Annotated in this window: 15 protein-coding genes; 9 read left to right on the forward strand and 6 right to left on the reverse strand. The window is 59.2% G+C overall.

Annotation, left to right across the window (positions count from 1 at the left end; all coding sequences use genetic code 11):
• Nucleotides 1–24 precede the first annotated feature (24 nt).
• Together CKROP_RS07345 and CKROP_RS07350 are read right to left on the reverse strand one after the other, a co-directional pair.
• A complete protein-coding gene (locus CKROP_RS07345) occupies nt 25–1,071 on the reverse strand; it encodes a DUF3152 domain-containing protein (protein WP_012732098.1) in 1,047 nt (348 codons plus the stop codon).
• 82 nt (nt 1,072–1,153) lie between these two features.
• Nucleotides 1,154–1,387, reverse strand: a complete 234-nt coding sequence (locus CKROP_RS07350; protein WP_237698407.1) for a DUF3107 domain-containing protein — start codon at nt 1,385–1,387, stop codon at nt 1,154–1,156.
• A 145-nt stretch (nt 1,388–1,532) separates the two neighbouring features.
• Between CKROP_RS07350 and CKROP_RS07355 the strand changes: the two genes are divergently transcribed.
• On the forward strand, nt 1,533–3,209 hold the full coding sequence (locus CKROP_RS07355) for a DEAD/DEAH box helicase (protein ID WP_012732100.1): 1,677 nt from the start codon (nt 1,533–1,535) through the stop codon (nt 3,207–3,209).
• A gap of 108 nt (nt 3,210–3,317) precedes the next feature.
• On the forward strand, nt 3,318–4,664 hold the full coding sequence (locus tag CKROP_RS07360) for an Rv3212 family protein (protein WP_012732101.1): 1,347 nt from the start codon (nt 3,318–3,320) through the stop codon (nt 4,662–4,664).
• Between the two features lie 17 nt (nt 4,665–4,681).
• On the opposite strand, the gene CKROP_RS07365 is transcribed toward CKROP_RS07360, so the two are convergent.
• Nucleotides 4,682–5,230, reverse strand: a complete 549-nt coding sequence (locus CKROP_RS07365; protein ID WP_012732102.1) for a hypothetical protein — start codon at nt 5,228–5,230, stop codon at nt 4,682–4,684.
• A 571-nt stretch (nt 5,231–5,801) separates the two neighbouring features.
• Here CKROP_RS07365 and CKROP_RS07370 point away from each other — a divergent pair.
• Entirely contained in the window at nt 5,802–6,062 is a 261-nt protein-coding gene (locus CKROP_RS07370; protein WP_012732103.1) for a WhiB family transcriptional regulator, read from the forward strand.
• Nucleotides 6,063–6,283: 221 nt separating this feature from the next.
• Nucleotides 6,284–6,358: a 50S ribosomal protein bL37 gene (locus tag CKROP_RS11920; protein ID WP_012732104.1), complete on the forward strand. Its 75-nt coding sequence runs from the start codon at nt 6,284–6,286 to the stop codon at nt 6,356–6,358.
• 129 nt (nt 6,359–6,487) lie between these two features.
• On the opposite strand, the gene CKROP_RS07375 is transcribed toward CKROP_RS11920, so the two are convergent.
• Together CKROP_RS07375 and CKROP_RS07380 are read right to left on the reverse strand one after the other, a co-directional pair.
• Nucleotides 6,488–6,808: a mycothiol system anti-sigma-R factor gene (locus CKROP_RS07375; protein WP_052292395.1), complete on the reverse strand. Its 321-nt coding sequence runs from the start codon at nt 6,806–6,808 to the stop codon at nt 6,488–6,490.
• 125 nt (nt 6,809–6,933) lie between these two features.
• A complete protein-coding gene (locus CKROP_RS07380; protein WP_272867014.1) occupies nt 6,934–7,521 on the reverse strand; it encodes a sigma-70 family RNA polymerase sigma factor in 588 nt (195 codons plus the stop codon).
• A 259-nt stretch (nt 7,522–7,780) separates the two neighbouring features.
• On the opposite strand from CKROP_RS07380, the gene CKROP_RS07385 reads away from it, so the two are divergent.
• From CKROP_RS07385 to CKROP_RS07405, 5 genes are all read left to right on the forward strand, one after another.
• The gene (locus CKROP_RS07385; protein ID WP_012732107.1) at nt 7,781–8,344 is read left to right on the forward strand and encodes an aminoacyl-tRNA deacylase; all 564 of its coding nucleotides are present in this window, start codon (nt 7,781–7,783) and stop codon (nt 8,342–8,344) included.
• A 59-nt stretch (nt 8,345–8,403) separates the two neighbouring features.
• Nucleotides 8,404–9,870, forward strand: a complete 1,467-nt coding sequence (locus CKROP_RS07390) for a 3-phosphoshikimate 1-carboxyvinyltransferase (protein ID WP_041629488.1) — start codon at nt 8,404–8,406, stop codon at nt 9,868–9,870.
• The gene (gene rsgA / locus CKROP_RS07395; protein ID WP_012732109.1) at nt 9,867–11,021 is read left to right on the forward strand and encodes a ribosome small subunit-dependent GTPase A; all 1,155 of its coding nucleotides are present in this window, start codon (nt 9,867–9,869) and stop codon (nt 11,019–11,021) included. Before CKROP_RS07390 ends, rsgA begins: the two co-directional genes overlap by 4 nt.
• Complete coding sequence (locus CKROP_RS07400; protein WP_012732110.1) at nt 11,011–12,276, forward strand: chloride channel protein; 1,266 nt, start codon at nt 11,011–11,013, stop codon at nt 12,274–12,276. The genes rsgA and CKROP_RS07400 overlap by 11 nt, the downstream gene beginning before the upstream one ends.
• A gap of 65 nt (nt 12,277–12,341) precedes the next feature.
• The gene (locus CKROP_RS07405; RefSeq protein ID WP_081429434.1) at nt 12,342–13,994 is read left to right on the forward strand and encodes a chloride channel protein; all 1,653 of its coding nucleotides are present in this window, start codon (nt 12,342–12,344) and stop codon (nt 13,992–13,994) included.
• Here CKROP_RS07405 and CKROP_RS07410 read toward each other — a convergent pair.
• Nucleotides 13,924–14,430, reverse strand: coding sequence for a DUF6912 family protein (locus CKROP_RS07410; RefSeq protein ID WP_012732112.1), 507 nt, complete (start codon nt 14,428–14,430; stop codon nt 13,924–13,926). The two genes, CKROP_RS07405 and CKROP_RS07410, sit on opposite strands and share 71 nt — an antisense overlap.
• Nucleotides 14,431–14,435 lie beyond the last annotated feature (5 nt).

The following is a 14,435-nucleotide window of genomic DNA, read 5'->3' on the forward strand; positions in this document are numbered from 1 at the left end:
TAAGTACGTTCTGTCCCTTACGCACTACGATTTCGACGCTTGCGGGTACGGCCATGCATTGTATTTACAGACTTTATTGTCCTCGGGGTACACCTGGGCGGATTCTTTATCAAGCTTATGCAATGGGTTATTAGCCAACCCCAGTGTCTGCTGCATCATGATAGGCGCTAAACCGCCATCGTCTTCACATGCTTTGTGGTGAGCGTAGCCGATTCCGTGCCCGACCTCGTGGTTGATCATGTATTCGCGATATGAACCAAGATCCCCATTAAAAGCCCCAGAGCCACGAACCCACCGGGCCTCATTGAGAACAACACGATTACCTGCCGCGGTAAAACAACTTGTTTCTATTTTGATGCTATCCCCACATGCCTGGCGGGCTGTTTCCGGACTGGAAATCTGGATGCGCAGATCGGGCGACTGTGTCGGATCATCGATATCGATGTGTTCAAACGCGATATTCTTATCGTGTGTCCAGCTCCGAGGATCGGAAAGTGTGCTATCTATCATCGTCGAGATCGCGTCGTCCCCACCGTAACTATTGGTATCGAGCCCATTTTCAGCCTCGATAACAAATTTCACACGTTTGGTTTTACCCTCGCCGACCTTCATCCCAGGTTTACCGATCGCACGGTACGTCCCCTCACCAGCCTCGGTGTACGGGCCACCTTTAGGCAACTCCTTCTGCAGGCCTTTTTCTACCTCTGGCGAGGACGGAACCGGATTATCACCCAGCCCATGGGGGCCATCGCCTTGTGCCCCATCACCATCACCCTGGCTAAAGGGAGAATCTTGCAATGTCGACGCGCGAAATGGGTTCCCTACCCCTGTCATGGCAGCAACAATCAACCACAAGACAAGTACCGCGACAACAGGAATAACTAGCGCGCCCCAGCCCCATCGACGGGCGAGCAAGATTGGTGTGGATTCCGCAGGGGTGGCTCTCCCCGGCCGGCGTTTCTTCCTCAAAGGTGTACGGATCATCGGCGCAGGGCCGTCGGGGTCGATAGCAGAGTTGTTAGCGCGACCGGCACTAGCGCGATCACGGTGCACGTCGTTGTTGTGGCTCATTCGATAATGACTCTTTAGGGGATACCTCGTGGGGCGGAAACGCGAAGCCAGCGGGCGAATAGTAAAACAGCGGGTACGTTGTTTACGCGAAGCCGACGGGGCGGGCGGACTCTGTGCCGATTTCTACGTAGGCAATGGCGGCACGGCGAATCAAATGGGTATGTCCTTTGGCATCATCGATGCTCAACACAGCGCTGGTATCCGTCGGCTTGGACAAGGCGTCGTTAATTTTGTTGGTGATTTCTTCTTTTTTCCCCTTGGCATTAATGACCAGTTCACGGGGGTTATCTGTAAAACCAATCTTGATTTCCATCATCAATCCTTATCATCAACGTCAGGGTTTTCTCTATGGCACCTATGACCTGATCAGGACAGCACCATAACGGCTATTTTTGGCAGATGCGAACACGCCTCACCAGCCCAGCACCGGCCATTGTAGGCACCACGATAGGATAACCACCATGACGGACAAGCGGCGTTCGCAGCAAACACGTACATCATCGCGACGGCGGAGAGCTGTCCGGCGTTCATCACGCTCGGCAGCGCCTCGGACGACATCACCTAATCAAGGGACGAACAATACCACTCCCGCGGCCACCTTCGCTCCCAAGGACGCGCCCGACCCCAATAACGTGACCGCGAATGTTAATGCAGCCGCTTCCAACACCACACCACAGCCCATTGACATCGCACGCTGGGGAACAGCGCAATCGGGAACAGAGCAATCCGGAACACCGACGTTTGAGGAACTCGGCGTGGCGGCAGAAATCGTCGACGCGCTGGCCGAACACGGTATCACGCACACATTTGCTATCCAGGAGCTCACTCTACCTCTGGCCCTCGACGGTAAAGACCTCATCGGACAAGCGCGAACCGGGATGGGGAAAACGCTGGCATACGGGGTGCCACTGCTTGATCGCATTTTTGACGACGCGGCCATCCCCGAGCTGGACGGAACGCCTAGAGCATTAGTCGTCGCCCCCACCCGCGAGCTGGCCTACCAGGTTGCCGATGACCTCACTCTGGCCGCGAGGCATCTGGCCAATTTCAATGAGGAGCATCGTTCACTGCGCGTGACCACGATCTGTGGCGGCCATCCCTTTGAGAAGCAGATCGCCCAGCTCCGCGAGGGAACAGACTGCATCGTCGGCACACCGGGTCGACTGCTGGATTTGTGCAAGAACCGTGAGCTCAACCTCTCCCACGTCGCTGTTCTGGTACTCGACGAAGCCGACGAAATGCTTGACCTCGGTTTCCTTCCCGATATCGAGAAAATCCTTCAACAGGTTCCTGAGAAGCGCCAAACGATCTTGTTCTCGGCGACAATGCCAGCGCCAATCATGGCCTTGGCCAGGACTTTTATGAATAAGCCTGTGCATATCCGCGCTGAGGGTACGGATGATTCGACGACGCACACGACCACGAAGCAAGTGGCGTTTAAGAATCATAAGCTCAACAAGCTGGCCACCTTGTCCGCAATTTTGCAGGCGCATAATCGAGGCCGAACCATCATTTTCACGCGCACCAAGCGCTCCGCCGCTGATGTTGCCGATGACCTCGCCCAGCGTGGTTTCCTCGTCGGCGCGGTCCATGGCGATATGGCTCAGCCTGCGCGGGAAAAATCCCTTAACGCCTTCCGCAGCAAGAAGATTGAAATTCTCGTCGCGACGGATGTTGCAGCTCGTGGCATCGACGTGGACGACGTTACCCACGTCATCAACTATCAAGTGCCGGACGACGCGATGACCTATGTGCACCGTATCGGCAGAACTGGCCGCGCGGGGCACACCGGAACAGCGGTGACCCTGGTCGGTTGGGATGAGGTCACCAAGTGGAAAGTCATCGATGACGAACTCGACCTCAACATCGGCGAACTGGATGAGTGGTTTTCGACGTCACCTGAGTTGCGTGAGGCTTTAGACATTCCCGATGACGTTAACGAACGTGTCGGAGAATCCCGGCCGGTCTATGGCGGCGCAAAGGCGCTGAGCCCGCAGAGGAAGAGCGCGAAGCGAGCCTCTCGCCCGCGTCGTGATAACCGGCGTCAAGGCGATCCCCACCGACGGTCTGAGTCGCGATCGCGTCGTTCACGGTCCGGATCCCGTTCGCATTCCCACTCCCGGTCGCAACGTCGTTAATAACGATTCACCCCGCCGTGCTCGACAATGAAACGTTGTAAGCACTGTCGTAAGCAACAGTGAAGCCCAATGAGAGTGGCGCTGACATCACACGTAAGGTCACAGTTTATGAAGAGTTTCAGGCCCCGGGTTCCGGCGGAACGTTCTACGCGCACTGACCGGATCGCAGTAGCTGTAATCACGCTCATTGTGGTCGTGTGGCTCCTCGGAGTGTGGGTGACATCTGAGGCCCGTCATTCTCACCTCTCCACCGCGGACAGCGCACCCCAAGCTGAAGACCAGCTCACTAGTGTCCCCGCCCAACTACACCGAACGTGGACCCACGAGATTTCCGGCCCCGCCCCTGAAGGCCCTGTTGTCAGCGGCCCGACAGTTGTGGCAACAGAAGAGAAAAAAGTGGAAGGCCTGGACCCAGCCACAGGATCGGTCCGGTGGTCATACACCCGCAACCAAAACCTTTGCGGGATAACGGCATCATTCTCTCAAATTATCCCCGTCTTCAAAGGTCCTGGGGGCTGTGGTGAAGTCAGCTCTCTCGACGACGCGACTGGTGAATACTCGCATAGCCGGGAGTCGGCGAACTCGGGCCCCATCTCAATGGTGCGTTCCAACGATAACGTCGGTGTCGTCACACCTACCCGGATGGAACTGTGGCGTAATGATCTCGTGCGCACAGTTGAATTCGGCGATGTCGATGACCAAGCCGAACCTGATATGCAGCCTTTCCCCCGCTGCACTATCCGTTCCGCACTAACCCGATCTGACTTACTCGCCGTCGTCGAAAATTGTCCCGACGACAAAGACACCGAGGGCCACGCTATGCTCCGGCTGATGAAAGCTGTGCCGGATGATTCCCGCAAGCCTGAAATGATTAAGTCGTACAACCTAGGTGCCGACACCGCGCAGATTGTTGCCATTAGTGAAAGCAAAGCGGCCGTGTACGTGGACGCACCTACGCCCCGAATTGACGTCGTTGATAAGAAAGGCCATGTGACCTCATCCCAGGTTGTCGAACCATCCCCCCTAATCAAAGCCCACAAGCGTGCTAACGCGGATGCCGCTGGCAAGGGAGAACCCCAGAACACCTTCGAACCCGCTATTAACGATGGCCCTCACAACATGTTCTGGTGGGATGGAGAGCGTCTTTACGCCTTCGACCCCGAGGACCTTTCCGTTCAGTTTGTTGTTGCCGATGCGTTAGGAACTGGCGATGTCGTCGGCGATAATCACCTTCTAGTACCTGTTAAGGGAGGCGTTAGCGTCGTCGATACTAAGAAGGGCGAGGCGGGTAAAACTATCCCAGTCAATAGGGCTTCCAGGGGTGATGCCGTGTCTACCGGTGGGGATGACTCCACAGCCATTGCCGACGCCGTGAGTTTGCGCGTGGCAGGCAAAACTATTGTGGAACGGCAGGGTAACGCCCTGGTGGGATATCGTTCCGAGAACGCGGATTAATGCAGGCTGGTGGCCGGCTATTGACCGTAACGTGATGCCGCCCAGGACACGGCGGCGGGGTTAAAGATAAGCCCGAGGCCGACCAAGGACACAAGAAGGGTGGGAATACCCAGGTCCGGGCGGGATGAGGAGAGCATATACCAGGCCACCGGCAGAAGAAGCATATTCAGCATTGCCACCGGAGCGCGCCCCCACCGCTTACCACGCGTCAACGCCCATCCGGCCGCAGCAACAGCGCCGAAAATGATGACGAACCATAACGCCGTTCCATAACCATTGCCCCAGCTGGCCAACACTCCCTCAACTTTCGCATCGCCATCGCCTTTTCCCCGGGCGGTTTGAATGACCATCACAATGGCGGCGACCAGCCCCACAGCACCTTCTATTAGACCGACGTAACCTGCCCACTTCACGGTCGACGGGAGCGTAAATTCTGCCTCCCGGGCATCCTTATGTTGGTCGTGTGCCGCCTGTGCATCTTTGCGGGATTGTTCTGGCGACGGCCGCTGGTCAGATTTCCGTCGCACACCACGATTGACGGAACGCTTCTTACGGGAACTAGACACACGCTCACTGTAGCAACCTCGGCCCAGACGACGCCCCAGACGCGGGTTGACCGTCGTCAATCAGGCCGGCTGACATACCGCGGCTAACTCAGGCGGAACGCGAGTGTGAAACATGGGCATATAAAGTCGTTCCACCCCTCAGCTACCCTATGTTTACCTTTTATTTCCGTGATATTCACCTGAATATCCAGCGCTTTTAAGGTGACACTCTGTCGCTTTTTATCCTTAAGGAAGCTATTACAAATAATCCAAATAATGCTAGAGGCTGACGACTCACTGTCAAAACTAGTTCCTGTGACTTTTAACACAATTTACCCCCGAACCCTAGAAATGCTGGCCAAGCCGTGCCATAGTTTCCAAGTACGCACATCAGCGAGACACACGTTTCTGCTGACGAAGGTGCTGCTTCGAGGACTAGATCCCGGATTTTCCCGGTACCCCTCACCTAATCCGCATTCGACGCCATGGCCATGGCTGCTTTTGGCGTGCCTGCCGGCCGAAGCATCGGCCGAGTTAGCGATAACCGGACATAGTACCTTCCGCCCCCACCACACGTAACAAGGAGAATTTCATGGATTGGCGCCACAAAGCCGTTTGTCGTGACGAAGACCCCGAGCTTTTCTTCCCCGTCGGAAACTCCGGCCCCGCACTGGCACAAATCGCTCGTGCGAAAGTTGTTTGCAACCGTTGCCCAGTATCCTCGCAGTGCCTCGCCTGGGCCATCGAAACCGGCCAGGACGCCGGTGTCTGGGGTGGTATGAGCGAAGACGAGCGACGCACTCTGAAGCGCCGCCGCAACCGCAACAACTCGCGTCGTCGCGCTACGGTCTAAAGCTCATTCACTTCGCGACGCGGCCCAAAAACCCGTCAACTCACCAGGCGATCCGCGACACATAACTGAAACCCGGGACTAGACCGCGTTAGCTATCACAATGGCCATTCGATAAAATCACCTTCCTATGGCGTCGTGACCGCCCGCGCGTGGCCCGGCCCCTAAAAAGACGACGTGCACTGCACGTGCACTGCCCCCCAATCAAGTAAAGGAGAGCCGCGATGAGCAAACGTGGACGCAAACGCAAGGACCGTCGCAAGAAGAAGGCTAACCACGGCAAGCGCCCCAGCGCATAAAGTCCCTGGTGGAGCTGCCGAATAGCTTACGCAATTCATAATAAAAAGGGTGAACCCATCATCGGGTTCACCCTTTTTCGTCTCATGAACATCGTCTACGCAGCCGGTGGCGGAGACAGGATACCCCACTCACTCGAAACGAATTTGCTCCGTGATCGCCACGTGAATCCGGGCGCGCAACTCGCGTGACGCAGGCTCTGAGCAGCTGCGGCGAAGAAGGCTACGGACGGTTTGTTCAATCCCGTAGGCCTCAAAATACTCCGGGCAACTATTCACCCTTTCCATTAATGCCTCACGCCGCTCCGGATTACATGGCTCGTCCAGAAGATCATTCAGCTCGTCGATAATGTCGTGACAACAGCTATCGAGCGCATACCCACCGGCAGATGCTGAGGAGTCTGACGCGCCAGGCTCCTCATCCTTGGGTTCATTCCCGCAGTGATGAGTCATGGGGGTCGTTCCTTTCATACATGTGACGGTACTTATTTCGGGTTTAATTATGTATACGTACTCGTGGCGTACTCGCGGCCATCACCCGTAGTGTTAGGCACCTCAGGTACACAGTCCATCCTGAATCAAGAACTACCTTCAGAAGATCCAGCAGGTTGGACGCCGCCTATGCCACGTTCCGAGGCCACTTCTTTTAACGCTTCCCGCAGCTTTTTTCTTCCGCGGTGAAGGCGGCTCATCACCGTTCCCACCGGAGTACCCATCACATGAGCGATCTCCTTATACGGCATCCCCTCAACATCGGCATAGTAAACAACCATCCGATTATCCTCGGGAAGATCCATGAGAGCATCGCGGATACGCTCGTCGGGAATGTTCTTTAATGCTTCAACCTCGGTCGACTCCAGCCCCGTCGAGTCATGCTCGGCGTTGGCAGCCAATTGCCAATCGGTGATCTCATCAGTCGGCGATTCCGTCGGCCGGCGCTGGGCCTTGCGGTAATCATTGATGTACGCATTCGTCATAATGCGGTACATCCAGGCCTTCAAATTCGTGCCTTCTTTAAAGGACCCGAAATTGCGATACGCCTTCATATACGTTTCTTGAACAAGGTCTTCAGCGTCCGGTGGATTTCGTGTCATCCGCAGCGCACCCGCATAGAGCTGGTCCAACAGAGGCATTGCTTGCTCTTCAAAATCGGCTTGATTAGCCACAGAGAACCTCCTCACGACGTGCACCTTGAAGACTCTCTTCTGTGCTTAGACTCGCGAACGAGCCGCGTCGGAACGCAACGTAGTTGCCAGCGGGACGGCGCGATTGGTTATTCCCAATCACCAGCCGAGTTCCCGACATCGATCGGCACAAAACAGTCGCAACATTCGCAGTCATCGTTCTTAATCGTAACCGACATGATCGTAATCGACATGCCCCCACCGTGTATTTACTTTCGGTGACGGTGTACAAATAGCAGCCATGAGTGGCAAGAAGGGTCATGGGAAAGCAGCGTCAGGGAAGAAAACAGGCCGAGCCGCAACTCCCGCGCTACAAGTGTGTGCAGATGTCGGCGTCGATCATGAGGTTCGGGAATTCGACCATCACACCACCAATTACGGCGAAGAAGCTGCTGAGATGCTGGCGAGCGAAGGAATCGAAGCAGACCAGATTTTCAAAACCCTGCTCATCGACCTTGCTGCCAGGAAAGAGCCCAAGCCCGACCTGGCGGTAGCGGTTGTCCCCGTCACGGGGAGGCTGTCTCTCAAACACGCCGCCGTCGCTTTGAAGGAACGCGGATTCGGGCACGGGAAAGCCAGCATGGCGAAGCCCAAGGACGCAGAGCACAGCAGCGGATATATCACGGGCGGGATCTCTCCGCTCGGCCAGAAGCATCGCCTTCCTACCATTATCGACGAAACCGCCCTCCTTTGCGACACCATGTACGTCTCTGGGGGCAAACGAGGCCTCGATATCGGCCTCTCCCCGCAAGACCTCATTTCACTCACCGACGCCACGACCGCCGACATACTCGAAGGCCACTAGATTTGTGCCAACCCCCGCCATGACGCCCTTCTATGCAGTCCCCCGCCGATAATGCAACAATGACAACCGTGAAAGCGCAGTCACCCGACATCCCACTGTGGGAAGCCCCCACTCCCCCACGCCCTGTCACCGCCACCGTGACCATCCCCGGCTCCAAATCCATGACGAACCGGGCGCTCATTCTCGCGGCGTTGGCGTCGGACCCATCCACCATTACAGGTGCGCTGCGCAGCCGGGACACGGACCTCATGATCGCCGCACTGCGAGCCATGGGTGTCAGTATTGAAGAGAGCGATTCGTCGTCAGGCTCGTCGTCGGACTCGTCGGCAACAGACAATAATTGCCGACGAACACCACCGGCATCTCTTTCCCTCCTCGTCACGCCGACGCCTCAACTGCACGGAGCAACCGTCGACTGCGGACTAGCTGGAACGGTCATGCGCTTCCTACCTCCCGTCGCGGCTCTTGCCGACGGGCCAGTTCTTATCGACGGCGACCCGCACGCGCGCAAACGCCCGCTAAAAACCATGGCCGACGCGCTGCGTCAATTAGGCGTCACCGTCGAAGGCGATTCGCTTCCGCTGCGGATTGAGGGGGCGTCGGCGTCGTCGGATGCGCACTCGTCGACCGAGAATCCAAATGCGGCACACGTCGGCACTACTGAGGGACCACGCGGGAGAGCTATACGCATTGATGCGTCGTCAAGCTCGCAATTTATATCGGGCCTACTGCTCTCGGCGGCACGCTTCACTCACGGGATTACGGTGACGCACACAGGGGCCACGCTCCCCTCGCAACCGCACATCGAGATGACCATCGACATGCTGCGGGACGCGGGTATTGACGTCACGATGCCGGAACCTCACACGTGGCAGGTTGCGCCTGGGGAGATTCAGCCGAACCGGTGGGTTATCGAGCCCGACCTGTCCAACGCCACCCCATTTATGGCCGCCGCGGCAGTCACGGGAGGGCGCGTCGTCATCCCGAACTGGCCCACCAAAACAACTCAACCGGGAGACCAATTCCGCACCATCTTGGAGAACATGGGGGCTCATTGCGACCTCGTCAGCCACGACCTCGTCGTCACTGGTCCTGATGCGCCCACAGACCACCGCTCATCCGGCACCGGACTGACCGGAATCACGATGGACCTCCACGACATCGGCGAGCTCACCCCCACCATCGCGGCCCTCGCTGCCCTCACGGACACCCCCTCCCACCTGTACGGGATCGCTCACCTCCGCGGACACGAAACCGACCGCCTTCACGCCCTGGCCACCAACATCAACGCACTCGGGGGCCAAGTCGAGGAAACCGACGACGGCCTCATCATCACCCCAGCCCCACTTCACGGCGACACCTGGCCCACCTACGACGATCACCGCATGGCCACAGCCGGCGCCGTCATCGGTTTGGCCGTGGCCGGGGTGCGCGTCGAAAATATTGAGACTACTTCGAAAACCTTCCCCGATTTTGCACGAATATGGCTGACAGCCACGAATTCTGCAGAAGGCGGCCATGAATGAGCGCACGACGACGCCCCTCACGCGACTGGGATGAAAGCGATGTCCACATTCGCCCAGGTAAAGGCTCCCGGCCCCGCACGAAAGACCGCCCCTCCCACAAGAATGCGCAGTGGGGCATGGTCATCACCAAAGATCGCGGGCGGTGGGGAGTTGTCCTGGACGACAAGCCCGACGACGCTCGCACCGTCGTGTGCATGCGTGCCCGCGAACTCGGCCGAACCGCCATCGTTGTCGGTGACCGTGTGGGCGTGGTCGGCGACACGTCGGGGAACCCAGGGACGCTCGCGCGGATCGTGAAACTGGCGGATCGGCGCTCCATCCTCCGGCGCACTGCGGACGATAACGACCCCTACGAACGCATCGTCGTCGCCAATGCCGATCAGCTGCTCATTGTCTCGTCCGTCGCGGATCCGCCGCCCCGGGCGGGGTTCGTGGAGCGTGCCCTCGTGGCCGCTTTCGCCGGTGGTATCTCCCCCATCCTGTGCCTCACCAAGAGCGACCTCACCGATCCCGCGCCCTTCGCGCACGAATTCGAGGATCTCGACATCCGCATCGTCATCGCTGGACAAGAGGACGACATTACCGACGTCCGACGCCTGACGCGCGGGCATGTCACGGCACTCATCGGGCACTCGGGTGTCGGCAAATCGACCCTGGTCAACCGCCTCGTGCCGGATGCTGACCGAGCGACCGGGGAAGTTTCCGGCATCGGCAAGGGAAAACACACGTCGACGCAATCGGTGGCCCTCCGCTTGCCGACGGGCGCTTCGCTCGAGGACAACACTTCGCCAGATACCTCGGACGGCGAACCACCGAACGACGAACCACCGCACGACGAACCACCGCGTGACACCGCGCACGCCACGGCGGACGAACCAAGCGATGCCGGATGGATCATCGACACCCCAGGGATTCGCTCCTTCGGCCTGGCCCACGTCGATCCCGATACGGTCATCGCCGCGTTCGAGGACCTCGCCGAGCTCATCACCGACTGCCCGCGAGGATGCACCCACATGGGGCCGCCCGCAGACCCCGAGTGCGCGCTCGATACCGCCACCGGCGCCACCGCCCGGCGCGTCCACGCGATTCGCTCCGTCTTAGAAGCCCTGCGATCCAACGACGAGTGGGACCTCAATCGGGATGACTCGTAGTCACCGCCTCGCCGTCCTCAGTCTGTGCGTTGCCGGGGTCGCTGCGCTCACCGGAGTATCCGCAGCACTTTTGACCATCCTTTTCCTGGCCGTCGAGAAGCTCTCTTTCGGTGCCGACGAATCCACTGCTCCCATTCCTACCGACGCCACCTCCCCCGGCCGAATTCTGACCGTGTACATCGCGTCGGGTGTCGTCGGAAGTATTGCGTGGTGGGCGCTACAACGCTGGGGGCGCCCGCAACCATCAGTGCCACAATCGCTCGATGGACAGCCATCACCGATCCCCGAGACCAGCGCAAACGTTGCCCTCCAGGTAGCGCAGGTGGGCACCGGCGCGTCCGTGGGCCGGGAGAACGCACCGCGCGTCGCTGGTGCATTATGGGCCGACCGCGTTGCCGCGTGGGCACATATGTCTCCCGAACTCCGGCGACTGCTTATTGCGTCGGCCGCGGGTGCGGGGCTTGCCGCCGCCTATCACGTTCCCTTAGCGGGTATCGCGTTCGCCATCGAGTTGTGCGGGGTGGGAATCCGCCTTCACAAACTCGTCATCGTGAGCGCGACCTGCGTCATCGCGACTGTTATATCTGCTTTTATCGAGCCCACCGGCTTGCAATACAGCGCACCTCACGTGACCTGTTCATGGACAACCCTGCTGTTCGCCATCGTCGTGGGCGTAATCATCGGCCCTTTGGGCAGCGCGTTCCGTCGCCTTGCTCGGTGGTGTCAACACTGGGCCACCCACGACGCCCACGTGCTGTATCGCATGCCCGTCGGGTTCGCGCTTGTCGGTATCGCTGCAATGAGCCTTCCCGCTCTTGCCGGCAACGGAAAATACGCGGCGGTATCCGCGTTCGACGCCTCGATAGGGTGGAAAGCTCTTGCGTTGTTGTGTGCGCTCAACATCCTCGTCACGCTCATCAGCCTCGCTAGCGGAGCATTCGGCGGAATCCTGACCCCAAGCTTCTCTATCGGCGTGATGGCGGGGGCATTAGCGGGCGTTGCTCTCGCAGGGGTCATGGGCGCCGTCGGAAATACAGGAAGCACGACCACCGTCCTCACTGAAAATGTCCACGGAACACCAATCCTCGCGTGCGCGGTCCTCGGAGGGGCAGCCTTCCTAGCCACCGCGCAACGCGCTCCCCTCTTCGCCCTCCTCATCACCGTGGAATTCACGGGGCAAGGGCTCTCCAGCATCCCTGCCGTCGCCGTCGCGGTGATCGTCGCAAGTCTGCCCCTGAGATCTACCCCACATTGAGTAAAAATGCGCGGGGCAGGCACCTATTCTTTCTTGACACGCCAGTAAACCCTTAACCTATTTTCATGTGGTGGCGCAGGGTGGTGAACAACTGGCAACAGAGAAACACGCGCGCCACCGATTCATCGTGCGAACACCCCCTCCGTACCCGCTTGCGGTCGTACTCCATCGCGTCGGCCGGCGATGATGACATCTCGCAATTCCCGCCTGTGCCCACCTCCAGCGTGTCACGGTCCCCCATCGGGCTCGTCGCCGTCTACGCCACGATCATTGGGATTATCGTGGGAGCGTTCATCGCCGGGGTGGCCCAACTGATCTTGTTCACCGAGCGGTTGGTGTACGGCTCCGACCATCAACACGAGATATCTCCCCTCGATTCGCTCGGCCCCACTATCAATCTGCTCATTCACCTCGTGGCCGTCGGATTCATCTCCGGGGTGGGGTGGGCCGTGTTGCATTGGCGATCCACCCGGCGCGTCTCTATCCCCCAGGCCATGCAGGGCACCACGATGCCCGTCGGCTCCACGCTCTCTAGCTCATTACTACAGATCATCAGCGTGTCTGCAGGCGTTCCCATCGGCCGCGAGCAGGCTCCTCGTCAGATCGGGGCACTCATCGCCTCCGCGTTCTCTCGGCTGTGGGAGGTAGACCGACGGACCCTCCGGCTCCTCGTTGCGTCCGCAGCCGGGGCAGGCATGGCGGCGTCATTCCACTTACCCCTGGCCGGTGCGTTGTTCACCATCGAGCTGCTCCTGGTGTCCGCCTCCGTGCGAGCAGTCGTGACGACGATGACCTGCTCGGTGGTCGCAACGACGGTCTCGGGGCTCCTGGGCGCACCGCGAGTCACCTATAACGCAGCACAGTTAAACGAGAGCGCACTGACCTTGCTCTGCGCTGTTGTCGTCGGCGCGATAGCCGGCCTTGCCGGCGACTACTTTGCGCGCCTGGCTCATCGGGCATCCGCGCGGCCCGTGTCGGCGCGCTGGCAGTGGCTGGCCCTGACCGGCGTGATGGCGATCGTCGGGGTTCTGTCCCTCTTTTTCCTGGGATCCAGCGGGAATGGTGCGTACTCCGCCAACCTTGCGCTCACTGCACGGGTGACACTCGGCGGGGCCATCGCGGTGTTCGTCATCCGCCTGGCGGTGACCTGCGCAAGCTTCTGGGCGGGCGCGGTCGGCGGAATCTTGACGCCGTCCTTCGCCTTGGGCGCGTTACTCGGGTGCGTGTTGGGTTACGCGGGACAATGGATGTTCCCCAGCGTCGACCCGCGCGCGTGCGCATTGTTAGGCGCGGCCGCATTCCTCTCGACGACGATGGCCGCGCCGCTATTTGGGCTGGTCGCAGCCGTCGAGTTCACCAATCAGGGTGCTGACGGTTACCTCGCAATGTTCGTCGCTGTCATTGCTGCAGCACTCGCTGTCCGCGCGACACAGAAGGGCCAGAATTGGCTCTTCCGGCGCACTGTCACACCGAACAAGGCCGGCGTCGCTACTGCTCAGCATGGTCCGTTTGCCGACGATATGCGGTCGCAAAAGGCTGCACGGCCTTCACGAAGCACTCACACCACAGAGCCGGGGTGGCATCGGGTTGAAAAGGTGACGGAGGACAGCACCCAAGATCAGGGCGAGCACTCTCCGTCGGCAAGTTCTACAAAAGCTGGACCACCATCGGCAACTCCTGAGGGTCGTACCACGCGAGATCGTGATCCTCGCAGTTAGCCAGGAGATGCTCCGCATCGTCGTCGCCCAGGTCGGCTTCATCAATGACGCGCAACGCCTGCGCGGTGTCTTCTTCAGCCTGTTTGACGTCGATATGAATGGACGCCAGATCGTCGGCAGATAAAGTCGGTGGATCCAGCCGGACTGTTGATTCGCCCGCCGTCGGGTCCGGAGTCACTGTGGACTCCTCCACCTCAAAAGTGAGGATGACCCGGCGGTGAGGAAAGCGGTCCTCATCCCCAACCGATAACAAGCGCAACGAGGCCCGGCCTGCGTCTAAAAACGCCTGGTAGCCCAGCTCTTCGTCGTCACCCGAAGTGAAGTACTCGCGCAATGCCGGGGTGACGGCAAAGGCTACACCGCTACGCACCGGCATAGATTTGTTCTCCGCCAGCTCCTGCAACGTACTGAACGTGGCCGGCACGTAAATCCGCATTGTTG

Source organism: Corynebacterium kroppenstedtii DSM 44385, from assembly GCF_000023145.1.
In the GTDB taxonomy this organism is placed as follows: domain Bacteria; phylum Actinomycetota; class Actinomycetes; order Mycobacteriales; family Mycobacteriaceae; genus Corynebacterium; species Corynebacterium kroppenstedtii.

Excerpts from the sequence above, each read along its gene's own strand:
- CKROP_RS07345 (WP_012732098.1), bottom strand. The coding sequence starts at position 1,071 with ATGAGCCACAACAACGACGTGCACCGTGATCGCGCTAGTGCCGGTCGC.
- CKROP_RS07350 (WP_237698407.1), bottom strand. The coding sequence starts at position 1,387 with ATGATGGAAATCAAGATTGGTTTTACAGATAACCCCCGTGAACTGGTC.
- CKROP_RS07355 (WP_012732100.1), top strand. The coding sequence starts at position 1,533 with ATGACGGACAAGCGGCGTTCGCAGCAAACACGTACATCATCGCGACGG.
- CKROP_RS07360 (WP_012732101.1), top strand. The coding sequence starts at position 3,318 with ATGAAGAGTTTCAGGCCCCGGGTTCCGGCGGAACGTTCTACGCGCACT.
- CKROP_RS07370 (WP_012732103.1), top strand. The coding sequence starts at position 5,802 with ATGGATTGGCGCCACAAAGCCGTTTGTCGTGACGAAGACCCCGAGCTT.
- CKROP_RS07375 (WP_052292395.1), bottom strand. The coding sequence starts at position 6,808 with ATGACTCATCACTGCGGGAATGAACCCAAGGATGAGGAGCCTGGCGCG.
- CKROP_RS07385 (WP_012732107.1), top strand. The coding sequence starts at position 7,781 with ATGAGTGGCAAGAAGGGTCATGGGAAAGCAGCGTCAGGGAAGAAAACA.
- CKROP_RS07390 (WP_041629488.1), top strand. The coding sequence starts at position 8,404 with ATGACAACCGTGAAAGCGCAGTCACCCGACATCCCACTGTGGGAAGCC.
- rsgA (WP_012732109.1), top strand. The coding sequence starts at position 9,867 with ATGAGCGCACGACGACGCCCCTCACGCGACTGGGATGAAAGCGATGTC.
- CKROP_RS07400 (WP_012732110.1), top strand. The coding sequence starts at position 11,011 with ATGACTCGTAGTCACCGCCTCGCCGTCCTCAGTCTGTGCGTTGCCGGG.
- CKROP_RS07405 (WP_081429434.1), top strand. The coding sequence starts at position 12,342 with ATGTGGTGGCGCAGGGTGGTGAACAACTGGCAACAGAGAAACACGCGC.
- CKROP_RS07410 (WP_012732112.1), bottom strand. The coding sequence starts at position 14,430 with ATGCGGATTTACGTGCCGGCCACGTTCAGTACGTTGCAGGAGCTGGCG.